The organism is Pseudomonas sp. StFLB209 (assembly GCF_000829415.1).
Taxonomy (GTDB): domain Bacteria; phylum Pseudomonadota; class Gammaproteobacteria; order Pseudomonadales; family Pseudomonadaceae; genus Aquipseudomonas.
On the sequence record NZ_AP014637.1, the window covers coordinates 6,111,429 to 6,129,364 of the forward strand.

Genomic DNA, 17,936 nt, shown 5'->3' on the forward strand with positions numbered 1-17,936 from the left:
GCTTGAAACACATTTTTCGGGCACAATGCACGCCGCTTTTGCCTGGCGCCACTTGCACCGGGCCACTCATTTGATTCCCGAGGGCTTTACTGCATGTCGAAAGAAGACAGCTTCGAAATGGAAGGCACTGTCGTCGACACCCTGCCCAACACCATGTTTCGTGTGGAGTTGGAAAATGGGCACGTCGTAACCGCGCACATCTCCGGCAAGATGCGCAAGAACTACATCCGCATTCTGACTGGTGACAAGGTACGCGTTGAACTGACGCCATACGACCTGAGCAAAGGCCGTATCACCTACCGCGCACGCTGATCGCACAAGCTTTAAACGACAAAGCCCGGCAGTGCCGGGCTTTGTCGTTTTTGCTTGCCTGAAGCATTTGTTTACCTGAATAAACACCTGCTCGCCCACTGCCATAATGGCAGCGGGCGAAGCAAGTGGGATCAGGCCATTTCTGCCGTGGTTTCGTAGTCGAAGGTAATCTCGCCATCCTTGACATCGATATGCACGACACCGCCATGCTCGGACAACTCGCCGAACAGGATCTCTTCGGCCAGCGGCCGCTTGATCCGGTCCTGGATGAGTCGAGCCATCGGCCGCGCGCCCATTGCTGCATCGTAACCGCCCTGAGCCAGCCAGCTGCGCGCCGCATCCGACACTTCAAGCTGGACACGCTTGTCCTCAAGCTGCGCCTGCAGTTCGGTGAGGAACTTGTCGACGACGCTCTTGATGACTTCGTGACTGAGCCGGCCGAACTGGATGATGGTATCCAGACGGTTGCGGAACTCTGGCGTGAAGCTCTTCTTGATCACTTCCATGGCATCGGAGGAGTGGTCCTGATGCGTGAAGCCGATCGAGGCCCGCGAAGCGGTCTCGGCACCGGCGTTGGTGGTCATGATCAGGATCACGTTGCGGAAGTCCGCCTTGCGCCCGTTGTTGTCGGTCAGGGTACCGTGGTCCATGACCTGCAGCAGCAGGTTGAAGACTTCCGGGTGAGCCTTCTCGATTTCATCGAGCAGCAATACGCAATGCGGCTGCTTGGTGATCGCCTCGGTCAACAGACCGCCCTGGTCGAAGCCGACATAACCCGGTGGCGCACCGATCAGCCGCGAGACGGTGTGGCGCTCCATGTACTCGGACATGTCGAACCTGACCAACTCGACGCCCAGCGCTTTGGCCAACTGGCGTGCCGCCTCGGTCTTGCCAACCCCGGTAGGACCGGCAAACAGGAACGAGCCTACTGGCTTGTCGGGTGACTTCAAGCCGGCCCGGGACAGCTTGATGGCGGTCGACAGCGAGTCGATGGCCGCATCCTGACCGAATACGGTGAGCTTGAGGTCACGCTCCAGATTGCGCAGCAATTCCTTGTCGGAGCTGTTGACGTGCTTGGGCGGAATGCGCGCGATCTTGGCAACGATGTCCTCGACCTGAGCAACCTCAATGCGCTTGACCCGCTGCTCGACCGGCCGCAGGCGCTGGTAGGCACCGGCCTCGTCGATCACATCGATGGCCTTGTCAGGCATGTGCCGGTCGTTGATATAGCGTGAAGCCAGCTCGGCGGCGGCACGCAGGGCTTCGTCGCTGTACTCGATGTTGTGGTGTTGCTCGAAGCGACCCTTGAGCCCCTTGAGAATGCCAATAGTGTCTTCAACCGACGGCTCAGACACGTCAACCTTCTGGAAGCGCCGTGCCAGGGCACGATCCTTCTCGAAAATACCGCGAAATTCCTGGAAGGTGGTGGAACCGATGCAGCGGATCTCGCCTGAGGACAACAGCGGCTTGAGCAGGTTGGAGGCATCCATCACGCCACCGGAGGCAGCACCGGCACCGATGATGGTGTGAATCTCGTCGATGAACAGGATCGCATGCGGGCGTTTGCGCAATTCGTTGAGCAGCGCCTTGAAGCGCTTCTCGAAGTCACCGCGGTACTTGGTGCCCGCCAGCAGCGCGCCCAGGTCCAGCGAGTAGACGACACTGCTGGCCAGCAGGTCAGGCACCTGATTGTCGACAATACGCTTGGCCAGGCCCTCGGCAATGGCTGTCTTGCCCACACCGGCCTCGCCGACCAGTAGCGGGTTGTTCTTGCGGCGACGGGCCAGGATCTGCGCCACGCGCTCGACTTCCTGCTCGCGACCGACCAGCGGGTCGATACGCCCCTGGCGTGCCTGGTCGTTAAGGTTACTGGCATAGGCATCCAGAGGATTGCCAGAGGAAGAAGCCTCACCACCCTCGTCGTCCTGCATATCTTGCTCACCTTCGGAAGAGTGTTCGCCGTGCCCGGGGACCTTGGAAATCCCGTGGGCAATGTAATTGACGACATCGATCCGGGCCACGCTCTGCTGCTTGAGCAGAAAGACGGCCTGGCTTTCCTGTTCGCTGAAGATTGCAACCAGTACATTGGCGCCGGTCACTTCACGCTTGCCGGAGCTCTGCACATGAAAGACTGCGCGCTGCAGAACGCGCTGGAAGCCCAGCGTCGGCTGAGTTTCCCGATCTTCGTCATGCACGGGGATCAGTGGCGTAGTGGAGTCGATGAACTCCTGCAGATCATGCTTGAGCTTATCGAGGTTCGCGCCGCATGCCCGCAAAACGGTGGCAGCGGCCTCGTTGTCCAATAAGGCCAGAAGCAGATGCTCGACGGTCATGAACTCATGACGCTTCGAGCGCGCCTCCTTGAAGGCCAGATTGAGGGTGACTTCGAGCTCACGGTTTAACATAGCTTCACCTCATAACCCAAGTGGTCGGCGTTAACCGTCCTTCTCGATCTCACAGAGTAGTGGATGCTGACTTTCCCTGGCGTACTGATTGACCTGCATGGCCTTGGTCTCGGCGATGTCACGGGTAAACAATCCGCATACTGCCCGCCCCTCTGTATGGACAGTCAGCATGATCTTGGTTGCCAGCTCACGATTCAGATTGAAGAACACCTCCAGCACTTCGATGACGAAATCCATCGGCGTGTAATCATCGTTGAACAAAACCACCTTATACATCGGTGGGGCCTGCAGAGTCGGCTGAGCGTCCTGCACTGCAACACCGGCCGAGTCATCCTCGTAAGGCTGCTGATCGTCCTGATTGAAGGTTAGTCGAATCTTGCTGATTGCATGCATGGGAAAACGTTCGAAATTTGCGTAGGTCGGATTGAACTAATAGCAATTGGCCGCTGTCAGAACGCCCATTCATTGAAATGGACTGCCGCATGACCTTGACTATCAGCTAAACGGTGTTACAAACAATAGAGCCCACATTGGGTAAAAAGGGTCCGCGCAGTCAACCAAAATTTTATTTCAGGTATGGCGGATTGAGGTGGATGATACTCCAGACGGAGTCCTTTGCAGAGGGATATGGCTATGCTCAGTGGTAAAGTCAAGTGGTTCAATAATGCAAAAGGCTATGGATTTATCCTTGCCGACGGCCGGGATGAAGATCTGTTCGCGCATTATTCAGCTATTCAGATGGACGGTTACAAGACACTCAAAGCCGGCCAGCCGGTCAACTTCGAGATTATTCAGGGCCCCAAGGGTCTGCACGCCGTTAACATTTCGCCCGCTGCGGCCACTGCCGCCAAGCCGATCGAAGCGTCCAGTGCAGCGACCTTGACCTTGAAAACCTCCAATGTGCCAGCCTGAGGCGAACCACCACAAACCCCAGCCATGATGTGATGTAAAGCACGCCGGTTCAGCAGTTCGAACCGGCCGCTCGTGACCCCTCTTTACGCCTGCATGTGCGCAATCAGCGCATCACCAAACCCCGAGCAGGACACCCGGCTGGCCCCCTCCATCAGCCGCGCGAAATCATAGGTAACGGTTTTCTCAGCCATTGCCGCTTCGATCCCCTGAACGATCAGCCCTGCCGCCTCAACCCAGCCCAGATGGCGCAGCATCATTTCTGCCGACAGAATCAGAGACCCCGGATTGACCTGGTCCTTGCCCGCATAACGCGGCGCCGTACCATGGGTTGCTTCGAACACCGCAACGTCATCAGACAGATTGGCGCCCGGAGCAATACCGATACCACCGACCTGAGCGGCCAGCGCATCGGACAGGTAGTCGCCATTGAGATTCAGGGTTGCAATCACGTCGTACTCAGCCGGGCGCAACAGCACCTGCTGCAACATCGCATCGGCGATGACGTCCTTGACGACCACCTCATTACCGGTCCTGGGATTGATGAACCGCATCCAGGGCCCGCCGTCGAGCAGCGTCGCACCAAACTCCGCCGAGGCCACCTCATAACCCCACTCCTTGAAGGCGCCTTCGGTGTATTTCATGATGTTGCCCTTGTGCACAATGGTCAGCGAACGCCGGTCATGATCCACCACATATTGCAGAGCCTTACGCACCAGCCGCCGGGTGCCATCACGGGAAACCGGCTTGATACCGATTCCGCAGTCGTGGTCGAAGCGCAGGCGCGTCACTCCCATTTGCTGTTTCAGAAAATCGATGACCCGCTGCGCCTCGGGTGAACCCGCCGCCCACTCGATACCGGCGTAAATGTCTTCGCAATTCTCACGAAAGATCACCATATCGACATCACCCGGCTTGTTGACCGGGCTGGGCACCCCGGCAAACCAGCGCACCGGACGCAGGCAGACGTACAAATCCAGTTGCTGGCGCAGAGCAACGTTCAGCGAACGGATTCCGCCGCCAACCGGTGTAGTCAGCGGCCCCTTGATCGACACCACGTAGCGCTGCAGTGCATCCAGGGTTTCATCGGGCAACCATATGTCCGGGGCATAGACCTGGGTGGCCTTTTCTCCGGCATAGACCTCCATCCAGGCAATTTTTCGGCTTCCGGCGTAAGCCTTGGCGACTGCAGCATCGACGACCTTGAGCATGACAGGCGTGATATCGACGCCCACGCCATCGCCTTCTATATAAGGAATAATCGGTTGCTCGGGGACATTGAGCGAGTGATCCGGGTTGACGGTGATCTGCTCACCAATGGCGGGGATTGTGATCTTTGCGTATTTCATGCTGAGCTCCAATACGTGTCTGATTGGACAGCCTGACCGCAATGAAGCCTAGCACCCGTGCCGCTTCTGACAATCACGGCCACTGGACACCATCGCGCAATCTTTTGCAAAATCCCGAAAAGCATTGATTCAGAGCGCTTGCGTTCGACCAAGGCCGTATTGGCATGCGCCAATTGGCCGCATAGCATTAATGCTTGCGTTTCAGGGTTTGATATACTCCGGCGTGACTGCCGAGTCATAGGGGCTCCAGTCACTGGAACTGGCCCGTCCGGATACACGACACCAGCTCCGATCTGCGTTGGGACTTATGGGCGCCTTTAAAAACGTAGGCGAGGCAGCCAGTGCAAGGCAAAAACAGGCGAGAAAGCGGAGTTTACGGGTTGTAAATGAGCATTTTGAGCCTGTTTTTAACGCAGCGATGGCAACGCAGGTAGTTTTTAGAGGTGCCGTTATGGTGCCCGATTGCTTGACGCTCGACTGATGCACCCAACATCACCGCGAATCAATCCCGACCCGAGCCCGCGGCACGAACCCGGGTCAAGCGCCTACTCAGCGCGTATCGGGATTTTGTGCATGCTCAGCAAAACAGAGAGTTAATACGAATGTCCAACCGCTCGAAGATCATCTACACCTTCACCGACGAAGCTCCGGCCCTCGCCACTTATTCCCTGCTGCCCATCATCGAAGCGTTCACGGCTTCGTCCGACATCGACGTCGAGACCCGTGACATTTCCCTGGCGGGCCGTGTATTGGCCAGCTTCCCGGAGTCGCTGCGCGCCGACCAGCAAATCCCGGATCATCTTGCCGAGTTGGGCAAACTGGCTACCACACCAGAAGCCAACATCATCAAACTGCCGAACATCAGTGCTTCGGTTCCGCAACTCAAAGCCACCATCAAAGAGCTGCAGGAACAGGGCTACGCCATTCCTGACTACCCTGAAGCGCCGTCCACTGACGCCGAGAAAGACGCCCGCGCCCGCTACGACAAGGTCAAGGGCAGTGCCGTGAACCCGGTCCTGCGCGAAGGCAACTCCGACCGTCGCGCACCGCTGTCGGTCAAGAACTACGCGCGCAAGCACCCGCACAAGATGGGCGCCTGGGCAGCAGACTCCAAGGCCCATGTAGCCCACATGAGCAGTGGCGATTTCTACGGCAGCGAAAAAGGCGCCCTGATCGAAGCCGACGACAGCCTGAAGATCGAACTGATCGCCAAGGACGGCACTGCCACCGTCCTGAAAGAGAAAACCGCCGTCAAGGCCGGTGAAATCATTGACAGCTCGGTACTGAGCAAAAAGGCCCTGCGCAGCTTCATCGCGGCCGAGATCGACGACGCCAAGAAACAAGGCGTACTGTTCTCGGTGCACCTTAAAGCCACCATGATGAAGATCTCCGATCCGATCATCTTCGGCCAGATCGTCGAAGAGTTCTATCAGGACGCCCTGACCAAGCACGCCGACGTGCTCAAGGAAATCGGCTTTGACCTGAACAACGGTATCGGTGACCTGTACAACCGTATCGGCAGCCTGCCGGCCGACAAGCAAGCCGCAATCAAGGCTGACATCGACGCCGTGTACGCTGCTCGCCCACAACTGGCGATGGTCAACTCCGACAAGGGCATCACCAACCTGCACGTACCAAGCGACGTGATCGTCGATGCTTCGATGCCAGCCATGATCCGTGACTCGGGCAAGATGTGGGGCACCGATGGCCAACTGCACGACGCCAAGGCCGTGATCCCGGATCGCAGCTACGCCACCATCTACCAGGCGGTTATCGAAGACTGCAAAAAGCACGGCGCATTCGATCCGACCACCATGGGCAGCGTGCCGAACGTCGGCCTGATGGCCCAGAAAGCCGAAGAGTACGGCTCTCACGACAAGACCTTCCAAGTCAAGACTGACGGCGTTGTACGTGTATCCAACAGCAAGGGTGAAGTCCTGCTGGAGCAGAACGTCGAAGCGGGCGATATCTTCCGCGCCTGCCAGACCAAAGACGCACCGATCCAAGACTGGGTCAAACTCGCCGTCAACCGCGCTCGCGCCAGCAGCACGCCTGCGCTGTTCTGGCTGGACCCGGCACGTGGTCACGACGCACTGGTGATCGACAAGGTCAAGAAGTACCTGGGCGACCACGACACTTCGGGCCTGGACATCCAGATCCTGACCCCGGTCGAGGCGATGAAGCTGACCCTGGAGCGCACCCGCGCCGGCAAAGACACCATCTCGGCCACCGGTAACGTACTGCGCGACTACCTGACCGACCTGTTCCCGATCATGGAGCTGGGCACCAGCGCCAAGATGCTGTCGATCGTGCCGCTGATGAACGGTGGCGGCCTGTTCGAAACCGGTGCTGGCGGTTCGGCGCCAAAGCACGTGCAGCAGTTCGTCGAAGAGAACTTCCTGCGCTGGGACTCGCTGGGCGAATTCCTGGCTCTGGCGGCTTCTCTGGAGCACCTGGGCAACGCCTACAACAACCCGAAAGCACTGGTGCTGTCCAAGACGCTGGACCAGGCGACCGGTGAGTTCCTGGACCGCAACAAGTCGCCATCGCGCAAAGTCGGCAGCATCGACAACCGCGGCAGCCATTTCTACCTGACCCTGTTCTGGGCTCAGGCACTGGCAGCACAGAATGACGACGCGGCCCTGAAGGCCCAGTTCGCGCCACTGGCCAAGACCCTGACCGACAACGAAGAGAAAATCGTTGCCGAGCTCAATGCGGTACAAGGCAAGCCGGTTGAGATTGGCGGTTACTACTTCGCCAAGCCGGAGCTGGCCAGCAAGGCCATGCGTCCTAGCGAGACCCTGAACGCGGCAATCGCTGCGCTGTAAGGTTCAAGCTGCTGTAAACAACAACCCCGGCCCACGCAGCCGGGGTTGTTGTTTTTTGAGTCACCGAAGTTTCCAGCTTTTTTGTAGGAGCGACTTCAGTCGTGAAAGCCTTCTAAAAGCGCAAAGGTGACTAAAACCCGACACATCAGTTGAGGATGCACACCACACGACACCCCCTCAAACCACCCGCTCCCCGCCTTTACGTATACTGCCACCCACCAAGACTCTTAAGGATTCGCCCATGACCTGGCAAGCCCACGTAACCGTCGCCACTATCGTTGAAGATCAGGGCCGCTTCCTGTTCGTCGAGGAGCTGCAAAGCGGCCAGCCGGTACTGAATCAGCCGGCCGGACATCTGGATCCGAATGAAAGCCTGCAGCGCGCGGCAGTGCGCGAAACCCTGGAAGAAACCGGCTGGGATGTGGAGCTGACCGGGGTGGTCGGCATTTACCTGTACACCGCACCTAGCAATGGCGTCACATATCAGCGAATCTGCTTTGCCGCCAAGCCCCTCAAGCACAACCCCGACTATCAACTGGACGACGGCATCATCGGCCCGGTCTGGCTGAATCGCGATGAACTGGTTACCCAACAGGCACGCTGGCGCAGTGAGCTGGTGCTGCGCTGTGTCGATGATTACCTGCAAGGCGAGCGTTTCAGTCTTGAGCTGCTGCGCGACAAGGCATGAGACGCAACAGCCCGCGCCTGATAGAATCGCGTCCTTTTCACCCATAGCTGTTGAATGCCCATGTCTGATTCTGCCCTTCCAAACACCGATAAACCCCGTGTCATCGTCGGCATGTCCGGCGGCGTGGATTCCTCCGTATCCGCCGTTCTGCTGCTGGAACAGGGCTATCAGGTGGAAGGTCTGTTCATGAAGAACTGGGAAGAAGACGACGGCACCGAATACTGCACCGCGAAAGAAGACCTGGCCGACGCCCAGGCCGTTTGCGACCGCATCGGCATCAAGCTGCACACGGCCAACTTCGCTGCCGAGTACTGGGATCACGTGTTCGAACACTTCCTGGAAGAGTACAAGGCCGGCCGCACGCCCAACCCCGACATCCTGTGCAACCGGGAAATCAAGTTCAAGGCATTCCTTGACTATGCGCTGAGCCTGGGCGCCGACCTGATTGCCACCGGCCATTATGTGCGTCGCCGCGACACCGCCACCCACACTGAGCTGCTCAAGGGCCTGGACCCGAACAAGGACCAGAGCTATTTCCTGCATGCCGTCGGCGGCGAGCAGATCGCCCGCACCCTGTTTCCGGTCGGTGAACTGGAAAAACCCGAAGTGCGGGCGATTGCCGAGAAACACGGCCTGATCACCGCCCGCAAGAAAGACTCGACCGGGATCTGTTTCATCGGCGAGCGACGCTTCACCGACTTTCTGCGCCAGTACCTGCCTGCCCAGCCCGGCGAGATCAAGACCACTGAAGGCGAAGTCATCGGCCAGCATGCCGGGCTGATGTACCACACCATTGGCCAGCGCCAGGGCCTGGGCATTGGCGGTCTGAAAGACGCCGGCGACGAGCCCTGGTATGTGCTGGAAAAAGACCTGACCCACAACGAGCTGATCGTCGGTCAGGGCAACGATCATCCATGGCTGTTCTCGCGTGCCCTGCTGGCTTCGCAAATTTACTGGGTCAACCCGATTGACCTGCACAGCCCGCGACGACTGACTGCCAAGGTCCGCTATCGCCAGGCCGACCAGGCCTGCACCCTGGAGAAAACCGCCAACGGTTACCGTGCAGTGTTTGACGAGCCGCAACGCGCTGTCACACCAGGGCAATCGGTGGTGTTCTATGACGGTGAAATCTGCCTGGGCGGCGGCGTGATTGAAACTGCCGAACCCTGGCACAGCAAGGACATGGTTTGATGACTCCGATTCAGGAACAATTGACCGCCTTGGGCGGTGTATTCCAGACCGCTGTGCTGGTCGACCGCATCGCCAAGACCGGCCAGGTCAGCGAGGCCGAACTGGGCTGCATGCTTGGCAGCCTGCTGGTACTTGACCCGAAGGACACTCTGGAGGTGTACGGCGGCAGCGATCAGTACCTGCGCGAAGGCTTGCGCGCCCTGGCCAGCGCCCTGGAGCGCGACCCCGGCACATTGCAGCGCGAGCCGCTGCGCTATGCGCTGTCGATGCTGGGCCTGGAGCGTCAATTGGCCAAGCGTAACGACATGCTGGAAGTGATTGGCCGGCGGCTGCCGCAGATCCAGTCTCAGGTTGAGCATTTCGGCATCACTCACGAAAACGTGATCGCCGCCAGCGGTGCGCTGTACCAGGACACCCTGAGCACCCTGCGCCAGCGTATTCAGGTGCAAGGCGACATGCGCAATCTGCAGCAGCCCAGCAACGCCTCGAAGATTCGCGCCCTGTTGCTGGCCGGCATTCGCTCGGCGCGCCTGTGGCGGCAAGTTGGCGGCCATCGCTGGCAACTGGTGTTCAGCCGCCGCAAGTTGTTGAATGAACTCTATACCATGATGCACGGCTGAAACGCCGCGCATCGACTGCACGCGACGCTATCTACGCTGGTCAGCCCGCTCCAGATGAGCGGTGATTTCGTGTATGATGTGCGCCCTTTTCAAAGCCAGACTGTCCGAGAGCACCCCATGCAGCTTTCTTCGCTCACCGCGGTTTCCCCTGTCGACGGCCGCTACGGTGGCAAAACCCAGGCCCTGCGCCCCATCTTCAGCGAATACGGCCTGATCCGTTTCCGTGTTCTGGTCGAAGTACGCTGGTTGCAGCGTCTGGCGGCGCACCCGCAAATCACCGAAGTGCCGGCCTTCAGCGCCGAAGCCAACGCCATTCTCGACACCCTGGCAGACAACTTCCTGCTGGAGCACGCCGAGCGCGTCAAGGAAATCGAGCGCACCACCAACCACGACGTGAAAGCCGTGGAGTACCTGCTCAAGGAACAGGCCGCCAAGCTGCCTGAACTGAACAAGGTTAGCGAGTTCATCCATTTCGCCTGCACCAGTGAAGACATCAACAACCTGTCCCACGCACTGATGCTGCGCGAGGGCCGCGACACCGTGGTACTGCCGCTGATGCGCCAGATCGCCGACGCCATCCGCGAACTGGCCCAGCGCTTTGCCAGCGTGCCGATGCTGTCGCGCACCCACGGCCAGCCGGCTTCGCCAACCACCCTGGGCAAAGAACTGGCCAACGTCGTCTACCGCCTCGAGCGGCAGATCGCCCAGGTCGCAGCCGTACCGCTGCTGGGCAAGATCAACGGCGCCGTGGGCAACTACAACGCCCACCTGTCGGCTTACCCGGACATCGACTGGGAAGCCAACGCCCGCGCCTTCATCGAAGACGAGCTGGGCCTGGAGTTCAACCCGTACACCACCCAGATCGAGCCGCACGACTACATTGCCGAGCTGTTCGATGCGGTTGCCCGCTTCAACACCATCCTGATCGACTTCGACCGCGATATCTGGGGCTACATTTCCCTGGGCTACTTCAAGCAGAAGACTGTTGCTGGCGAAATCGGCTCCTCGACCATGCCGCACAAGGTCAACCCGATCGACTTCGAAAACTCCGAAGGCAACCTGGGTATCGCCAATGCGCTGTTCCAGCATCTGGCCAGCAAACTGCCGATCTCGCGCTGGCAGCGCGACCTGACCGACTCTACTGTACTGCGCAACCTGGGCGTGGGCTTTGCACACAGCGTCATCGCCTACGAAGCCAGCCTCAAGGGCATCGGCAAACTGGAGCTGAACGAGCAACGCATCGCCGCCGACCTGGACGCCTGCTGGGAAGTGCTGGCCGAGCCGATCCAGACCGTCATGCGCCGCTACAACATCGAGAACCCGTACGAGAAGCTCAAGGAGCTGACTCGCGGCAAAGGCATCAGCCCTGAAGCGCTGCTGACCTTCATTGATGGCCTGGACATGCCGGGCGACGCGAAGGCCGAACTCAAGAAACTGACGCCAGCCAACTACATCGGCAATGCCGTGGCCCAGGCCAAACGCATCTGACCTGCGCCCCGCGAATAACGCCCGGCCCAGCCGGGCGTTTTTATTCGCGAACGAAAATCACCTTATTTCAATGGTTTGAACATGAATCCTGATATTCCTCTGCAACTTCTGGGCGGCATAAGTGCACGCGTCTTCCTGCGTGACTACTGGCAGAAGAAGCCTTTGCTGATCCGTCAGGCCATCAGTGACTTCCAGAGCCCTATCGAGCCTGACGAACTGGCCGGCCTGGCGCTTGAAGAAGAAATCGAATCGCGCCTGATCATCGAGAACGGCGAGCGCCCATGGGAGCTGCGTCGCGGCCCGTTCGCAGAGGACGAGTTCAGCAAGCTGCCAGAGCGTGACTGGACCCTGCTGGTGCAGTCGGTTGACCAGTTCGCGCCGGAAGTCGCCGAACTGCTGGAGAACTTCCGTTTCCTGCCAAGCTGGCGCATCGACGACGTGATGATCAGCTACGCCGCACCGGGCGGCAGCGTTGGCCCGCATTTCGACAACTACGACGTATTCCTGCTGCAAGGCCACGGCAAACGCAACTGGAAAGTGGGCCAGCTGTGCAACACCGAAAGCGAGCTGATCCAGCACGCTGACCTGCGCATCCTGGCAGACTTCGAAGGTACTGATGAGTGGACTCTGGAGCCTGGTGACATGCTCTATCTGCCACCGCGCCTGGCCCACTGGGGCGTGGCGGTAGACGACTGCCTGACCTATTCGGTAGGTTTCCGCGCGCCAAGCGCCGCTGAAGTTCTGACACACTTTACCGACTTCCTCAGCCAGTTCATTCCTGACGAAGAGCGTTACACTGACGCCAACCTTCAGCCCGCTGCAGATCCACACCAGATCCAGCACGACGCGCTGGACCGTCTCAAGAGCCTGCTCGCCGAGCACATGGGCGATGAGCGGCTGCTACTGACCTGGTTCGGCCAGTTCATGACCGAGCCACGCCACCCGGAACTGGTCAGCGGCGAAGAGTTGCAAGAAGAAGACCTGCTGGACAGCCTGGAACAAGGCGCCATCATCATTCGCAACCCAAGCGCGCGTCTGGCCTGGTCGAATGTCGATGAAGACCTGCTGCTGTTCGCCAGCGGCCAGAGCCGCTTGCTGCCGGGCAAGCTGCGCGATCTGCTCAAACTGATCTGCGCCGCCGACGCCCTGCACATCGAGAACCTCGGACCCTGGCTGGCGGACGAGGACGGACGCACACTGCTTTGCGAGCTGGTAAAACAAGGAAGCCTGGGATTTGCCGATGAATAAAATCAGCGTATCGGTTGCAGACTGGCACAAGGACAACGCCGCCATACGGCGTATCCGTGAAAGCGTGTTCATCTTCGAACAGGCGGTTCCTCCAGAGCTGGAATGGGATGCCGAAGATGCCGACGCCGTACACTTCCTGGCCAACGAAGGCGACTATCCGATAGGCACCGCACGTTTGCTGCCGGACGGTGAAATCGGTCGTCTGTCGGTACTCAAGGACTGGCGTGGCCTGAAGGTTGGCGAAGCCCTGCTTGGCGCGGTGCTGAGCGAGGCCGAAAAGCGCGGCCTGCAACAGCAGAAGCTCAGCGCACAGGTTCATGCCGCGCCCTTTTATGAGCGTTTTGGCTTTCGCGTGGTCAGCGACGAGTTCCTCGAAGCCGGCCTGCCGCATGTGGATATGCTCCGCGAGGCGGTGTAGTTTAAAAACTGCACACCTGCGATCAACGCCCCGCTCGACCCGCCGTTACCGGCCGGTTGATCGGGGCGTTTTGCTATCGCTCGGCAAAGTGGCACACTCAAGCCTTCAGGGCACCTCTAAAACGTAGGCGAGGCAGCCAGCGCAAGGCAAAAACAGGCGAGCAACGGTCGGACTCGCGCACAAGCCTGTTTTTAACCCAGCGATGGCACGCAGGTAGTTTTTAGCGGCGCCCTTCTGGAAGCTCTTCGCGGAGAAAGGACATGTCTGTACGCCCCTTGCTGGTTTCACTGCTGCTGGCTGTAAGCACCCCGGTACTGGCTGCCACGGAAGTGGTGCCGCTCAATTACCGCACCAGTGACGAAATGCTGCCGGTAGCACGCAACTTCCTTGGCCAGGACGGCACGGTCAGCGCCTATGGCAACCAGTTGATCGTCAACGCCGAGTCGCGCAGGATCGAAGAACTGCGCGCCCTGCTCGCCCAACTCGATGTAGCCGCCAGACGCCTGCTGATCAGTGTCGACACCAGCGACAGTGCTGCACACAGCCACAACGGCGCCAGCAGCGGCCGGGTGATCAGCTACGGCACCAGCAGCCGTGAGGGCGGCGTGCAGCAGGTGCAGACCAGCGAAGGCACCCCGGCGCTGATTCAAGTCGGCCAGAGTGTTCCGCTCACCACCTCACGCACCGACAGTTACGGTTATAGCCAGAGCGAAACCCAGTATCGCAACGTGACCCAGGGCTTCTATGTCACCGCCAGCGTGACCGGCGATATCGTGCACCTGAGCATCAGCACCAACCGTGACCGCCTCAGCCAGGAGCGCCCGGACGCAATCAAGGTGCAGAGTACCGATAGCAAGGTCAGCGGCCGGCTTGGCGAATGGATCACCCTGGCAGGCAACCAGAGCCAGTCGATAGCCGATCGTCAGGGCAATGCCCAGTACTACTCGACCCAGGGCCGCGACGACATGCTGCTACGCGTCAAGGTCGATGCCCTCGACTAACCCGGCCTCTGGCGCAAAGCTAGAACCTACGGGCCTTTTGGTGACCCACCAGTCGTATTAGACCAAAGATGTAGTGACACCATAAAAGCACTACAAAACGTTTGACGGAGCAAAAACGGCGCGGCATGATGGCCTCGCTCCCGCTGATCAGAGGCTTGAATAGAGCCTTCGAAGCACGTCCGTCGCCACTGCATGGACCGTTTCGTGTCTTGACCGCCCAAAAGGCAGTTTGACGAGGTTGCGACTGGAACGAAGTTGTCCTGAGGGACGGTAGCCCTGTTCGGCAGTCAGATAAAATGTAGTGAGCTTCGCACTGTGCAACATCGTTCTGTGCGTACTTTTCGACAGCACCTGAATGCCCGCTCGACACCCCGAGCCATTCGTTCATCCGTCGCAACCCGATGCAAATGCGGTTCGCCGCAAGTTTTCCGATCAGTGAGCTAATCGTGCCTTCGATAAACGAGGCGTTTTGGCGGAGCAGGACACTCCAACCGCATCAGACTGCTGAAACGTAGCGAGTCATTGACGCGACGCTTCACAGCCTGAAAAACCCAGGAACTGAGGTTTATCAACATGGCACTGACACGCGAACAACAAATAGCGGCTCTTGAAAAAGACTGGGCTGAAAATCCGCGCTGGAACAATGTGACCCGAACCTATTCTGCTGCTGATGTCGTCCGCCTGCGTGGCTCGGTACAACCGGAACACACGTTTGCAAAACTGGGCGCCGAAAAACTGTGGAACCTGATTACCCAGGGTGCGCGACCGTCGTTTCGTCCCGACAAAGACTTCGTCAACTGCATGGGGGCACTGACCGGCGGACAAGCCGTCCAGCAGGTCAAGGCGGGTATCCAGGCCATTTACCTGTCCGGCTGGCAGGTCGCTGCCGACAACAACTCGGCCGAGTCCATGTACCCCGACCAATCACTGTACCCGGTCGACTCGGTGCCCACCGTCGTGCGACGGATCAACAACGCCTTCACCAGGGCCGACCAGATTCAATGGAAAACCGGCAAGAATCCCGGCGATGAAGGCTACATCGATTACTTTGCCCCTATCGTGGCGGACGCCGAGGCCGGCTTTGGCGGTGTGCTCAATGCTTATGAGCTGATGAAAAGCATGATTGAAGCCGGCGCCGCCGGGGTGCATTTCGAAGACCAGCTGGCCTCGGTTAAAAAGTGCGGTCATATGGGCGGCAAGGTACTGGTGCCGACCCAGGAAGCGGTGCAGAAGCTGGTTGCCGCACGTCTGGCTGCCGACGTGGCCGGGGTGCCGACCATTATCCTGGCGCGCACCGACGCCAACGCTGCCGACCTGCTGACCTCTGACTGCGACCCTTATGATCAGCCATTCGTGACGGGGACCCGCACCCAGGAAGGCTTCTACAAGGTGCGCGCCGGCCTCGATCAGGCGATCGCCCGGGGCCTGGCCTACGCACCTTATGCCGACCTGGTGTGGTGCGAGACCGCCAAGCCGGATCTGGACGAGGCTCGCCGGTTTGCCGAGGCAATCAAGAAGGAATACCCGGACCAGCTGCTGTCGTACAACTGCTCGCCATCCTTCAACTGGAAGAAGAACCTGGACGATGCCACCATCGCCAAATTCCAGCGCGAGCTGTCTGCGATGGGCTACAAACATCAGTTCATCACCCTGGCCGGCATCCACAACATGTGGCATGGCATGTTCAGCCTGGCGCATGACTACGCCCGCAATGACATGACCGCCTACGTCAAGCTGCAGGAACAGGAGTTTGCCGACGCCGCCAAGGGTTACACCTTCGTCGCCCACCAACAGGAAGTCGGTACCGGCTATTTCGACGACATGACCACAGTGATTCAGGGTGGCAGTTCGTCGGTCACCGCCCTCACCGGCTCCACCGAGCAGGAGCAGTTTCACTGAAACTGAGCGCAGTTGAGTAACCATGAGCCACTTTTACCAGTGGCTCATCTTTTACACCCCGAGTAATGTTACTTTCCGCAACATTGACCTCAAGCAAGGTGGCACTTTCGCAATTGTGCTACTTGTAAGATGAGTTAAATCACTTTCTTTCAACAGCAGCAAATCCAATGATACTGATTACCAGATGATATCAATTATCATTAAGATTCTCTTCGTTTGCTTTTCGATACGATAAACATACTTGACTAAAACAGTAGTAATACACGGTTTACGTGGCCTGCAGCGCCATGCAAGCCATTACTGCGACCAACCGGTCGAATAATTTTCATGTAGAAAATTTACTTGCCCTCTATTTGCACATAAAATCAGTTTTATTGATTTCGTTGCGACATTTCGTCACGGCCTACACTCTTAAATATTTCAAGCTCAGAGCCCTTTCGCGCTCTGATTAAGGATTGCCAGCATGTCCGAATCGACAGGTTTGATCGCCCACAACTGGGCCCTCGCCATCTTCCTTTTGGGCGTCGTCGGCCTCTGTGCCTTCATGCTGGGCCTGTCCAGCCTGCTCGGCAGCCGCGCCTGGGGGCGCAGCAAGAACGAACCTTTCGAGTCTGGCATGTTGCCCACCGGCGGCGCCCGGCTGCGACTCTCCGCAAAATTCTATCTGGTCGCGATGCTGTTCGTGATCTTCGATATCGAAGCCCTCTTTCTCTTTGCATGGTCTGTGTCGGTACGCGAAAGCGGCTGGGCCGGATTCGTCGAAGCTCTCGTTTTCATAGCAATTCTGTTGGCAGGTCTTGTCTACCTTTGGCGAGTGGGGGCGCTCGATTGGGCACCCGAAGGTCGTCGTAAGCGGCAGGCGAAGCTAAAACAATGAGGCTTTGGCAATGCAATACAATCTCACCAGGATCGACCCGGATGCGCCTAACGAGCAGTATCCAATCGGTGAACGGGAAACCGTTTCCGACCCGTTAGAAGACCAGGTTCACAAGAACATCTTCATGGGCAAGCTCGAAGATGTTCTGAGCAACGCAGTCAACTGGGGGCGCAAAAACTCCCTGTGGCCGTATAACTTCGGCCTTTCGTGCTGCTACGTGGAAATGACCACCGCCTTCACGGCGCCCCACGACATCGCGCGCTTCGGCGCCGAAGTCATCCGGGCATCGCCGCGTCAGGCGGATTTCATGGTTATTGCCGGGACCTGCTTTATCAAGATGGCTCCGATCATCCAGCGTCTCTACGAGCAAATGCTCGAACCCAAGTGGGTCATTTCCATGGGCTCGTGCGCTAACTCCGGCGGCATGTATGACATTTACTCCGTGGTTCAGGGCGTGGACAAGTTCCTGCCTGTGGATGTCTACGTGCCAGGCTGCCCGCCCCGCCCCGAAGCGTTCCTGCAAGGCTTGATGCTGCTGCAGGAGTCGATCGGCAAAGAGCGGCGCCCGCTTTCCTGGGTTGTCGGCGATCAAGGCATCTACCGTGCCGAAATGCCGTCGACCAAGGTTCAGCGCCGCGAACAGCGTATTCAGGTCACCAACCTGCGCAGCCCCGACGAAGTCTGATACGCCCCGTTGTTCTTA

At 58.7% G+C, this 17,936-nt stretch carries 16 protein-coding genes; 13 read left to right on the forward strand and 3 right to left on the reverse strand.

All coding sequences use genetic code 11. The annotated features are described in order from the left end of the window. The first annotated feature begins 93 nt into the window (after nucleotides 1-93). Nucleotides 94-312 carry a translation initiation factor IF-1 gene (gene infA, locus PSCI_RS27130; RefSeq protein WP_002553999.1) on the forward strand — a complete coding sequence of 73 codons (219 nt, stop codon included), beginning with the start codon at nucleotides 94-96 and terminating at the stop codon, nucleotides 310-312. A gap of 131 nt (nucleotides 313-443) precedes the next feature. Here infA and clpA read toward each other — a convergent pair whose 3' ends face one another. Next, entirely contained in the window at nucleotides 444-2,717 is a 2,274-nt protein-coding gene (gene clpA / locus PSCI_RS27135; RefSeq protein WP_045493120.1) for an ATP-dependent Clp protease ATP-binding subunit ClpA, read from the reverse strand. A 30-nt stretch (nucleotides 2,718-2,747) separates the two neighbouring features. Continuing rightward, nucleotides 2,748-3,110, reverse strand: a complete 363-nt coding sequence (gene clpS, locus PSCI_RS27140; protein WP_045493123.1) for an ATP-dependent Clp protease adapter ClpS — start codon at nucleotides 3,108-3,110, stop codon at nucleotides 2,748-2,750. A gap of 240 nt (nucleotides 3,111-3,350) precedes the next feature. On the opposite strand from clpS, the gene cspD reads away from it, so the two are divergent. Then, nucleotides 3,351-3,629 (forward strand): cold shock domain-containing protein CspD, encoded by a 279-nt coding sequence (gene cspD, locus PSCI_RS27145; RefSeq protein ID WP_045493125.1) that lies wholly within the window; start codon nucleotides 3,351-3,353, stop codon nucleotides 3,627-3,629. Nucleotides 3,630-3,712: 83 nt separating this feature from the next. Here the strand turns inward: cspD and icd are convergent, their stop codons facing one another. Continuing rightward, the gene (gene icd / locus PSCI_RS27150; protein ID WP_045493127.1) at nucleotides 3,713-4,975 is read right to left on the reverse strand and encodes an NADP-dependent isocitrate dehydrogenase; all 1,263 of its coding nucleotides are present in this window, start codon (nucleotides 4,973-4,975) and stop codon (nucleotides 3,713-3,715) included. A gap of 602 nt (nucleotides 4,976-5,577) precedes the next feature. On the opposite strand from icd, the gene PSCI_RS27155 reads away from it, so the two are divergent. From PSCI_RS27155 to PSCI_RS27205, 11 genes are all read left to right on the forward strand, one after another. Continuing rightward, a complete protein-coding gene (locus PSCI_RS27155; RefSeq protein WP_045493129.1) occupies nucleotides 5,578-7,803 on the forward strand; it encodes an NADP-dependent isocitrate dehydrogenase in 2,226 nt (741 codons plus the stop codon). A 241-nt stretch (nucleotides 7,804-8,044) separates the two neighbouring features. Beyond that, nucleotides 8,045-8,491 (forward strand): NUDIX hydrolase, encoded by a 447-nt coding sequence (locus tag PSCI_RS27160; protein ID WP_045493131.1) that lies wholly within the window; start codon nucleotides 8,045-8,047, stop codon nucleotides 8,489-8,491. Nucleotides 8,492-8,551: 60 nt separating this feature from the next. Further along, the gene (gene mnmA / locus PSCI_RS27165) at nucleotides 8,552-9,682 is read left to right on the forward strand and encodes a tRNA 2-thiouridine(34) synthase MnmA (protein ID WP_045493133.1); all 1,131 of its coding nucleotides are present in this window, start codon (nucleotides 8,552-8,554) and stop codon (nucleotides 9,680-9,682) included. Further along, nucleotides 9,682-10,302 carry a high frequency lysogenization protein HflD gene (hflD, locus tag PSCI_RS27170; protein WP_045493135.1) on the forward strand — a complete coding sequence of 207 codons (621 nt, stop codon included), beginning with the start codon at nucleotides 9,682-9,684 and terminating at the stop codon, nucleotides 10,300-10,302. The genes mnmA and hflD overlap by 1 nt, the downstream gene beginning before the upstream one ends. Before the next feature lie 117 nt (nucleotides 10,303-10,419). Beyond that, nucleotides 10,420-11,790, forward strand: coding sequence for an adenylosuccinate lyase (purB, locus tag PSCI_RS27175; protein WP_045493138.1), 1,371 nt, complete (start codon nucleotides 10,420-10,422; stop codon nucleotides 11,788-11,790). Nucleotides 11,791-11,871: 81 nt separating this feature from the next. Beyond that, the gene (locus PSCI_RS27180) at nucleotides 11,872-13,038 is read left to right on the forward strand and encodes a ribosomal protein uL16 3-hydroxylase (protein ID WP_045493141.1); all 1,167 of its coding nucleotides are present in this window, start codon (nucleotides 11,872-11,874) and stop codon (nucleotides 13,036-13,038) included. Further along, a complete protein-coding gene (locus PSCI_RS27185; protein WP_045493144.1) occupies nucleotides 13,031-13,456 on the forward strand; it encodes a GNAT family N-acetyltransferase in 426 nt (141 codons plus the stop codon). The genes PSCI_RS27180 and PSCI_RS27185 overlap by 8 nt, the downstream gene beginning before the upstream one ends. A gap of 260 nt (nucleotides 13,457-13,716) precedes the next feature. Further along, nucleotides 13,717-14,457 carry a secretin N-terminal domain-containing protein gene (locus PSCI_RS27190; protein ID WP_045493148.1) on the forward strand — a complete coding sequence of 247 codons (741 nt, stop codon included), beginning with the start codon at nucleotides 13,717-13,719 and terminating at the stop codon, nucleotides 14,455-14,457. 573 nt (nucleotides 14,458-15,030) lie between these two features. Then, nucleotides 15,031-16,356 (forward strand): isocitrate lyase, encoded by a 1,326-nt coding sequence (gene aceA / locus PSCI_RS27195; protein ID WP_045493151.1) that lies wholly within the window; start codon nucleotides 15,031-15,033, stop codon nucleotides 16,354-16,356. 463 nt (nucleotides 16,357-16,819) lie between these two features. After that, nucleotides 16,820-17,233 (forward strand): NADH-quinone oxidoreductase subunit A, encoded by a 414-nt coding sequence (locus PSCI_RS27200; protein WP_045493154.1) that lies wholly within the window; start codon nucleotides 16,820-16,822, stop codon nucleotides 17,231-17,233. 10 nt (nucleotides 17,234-17,243) lie between these two features. Then, a complete protein-coding gene (locus PSCI_RS27205; RefSeq protein ID WP_045493157.1) occupies nucleotides 17,244-17,918 on the forward strand; it encodes a NuoB/complex I 20 kDa subunit family protein in 675 nt (224 codons plus the stop codon). Nucleotides 17,919-17,936 lie beyond the last annotated feature (18 nt).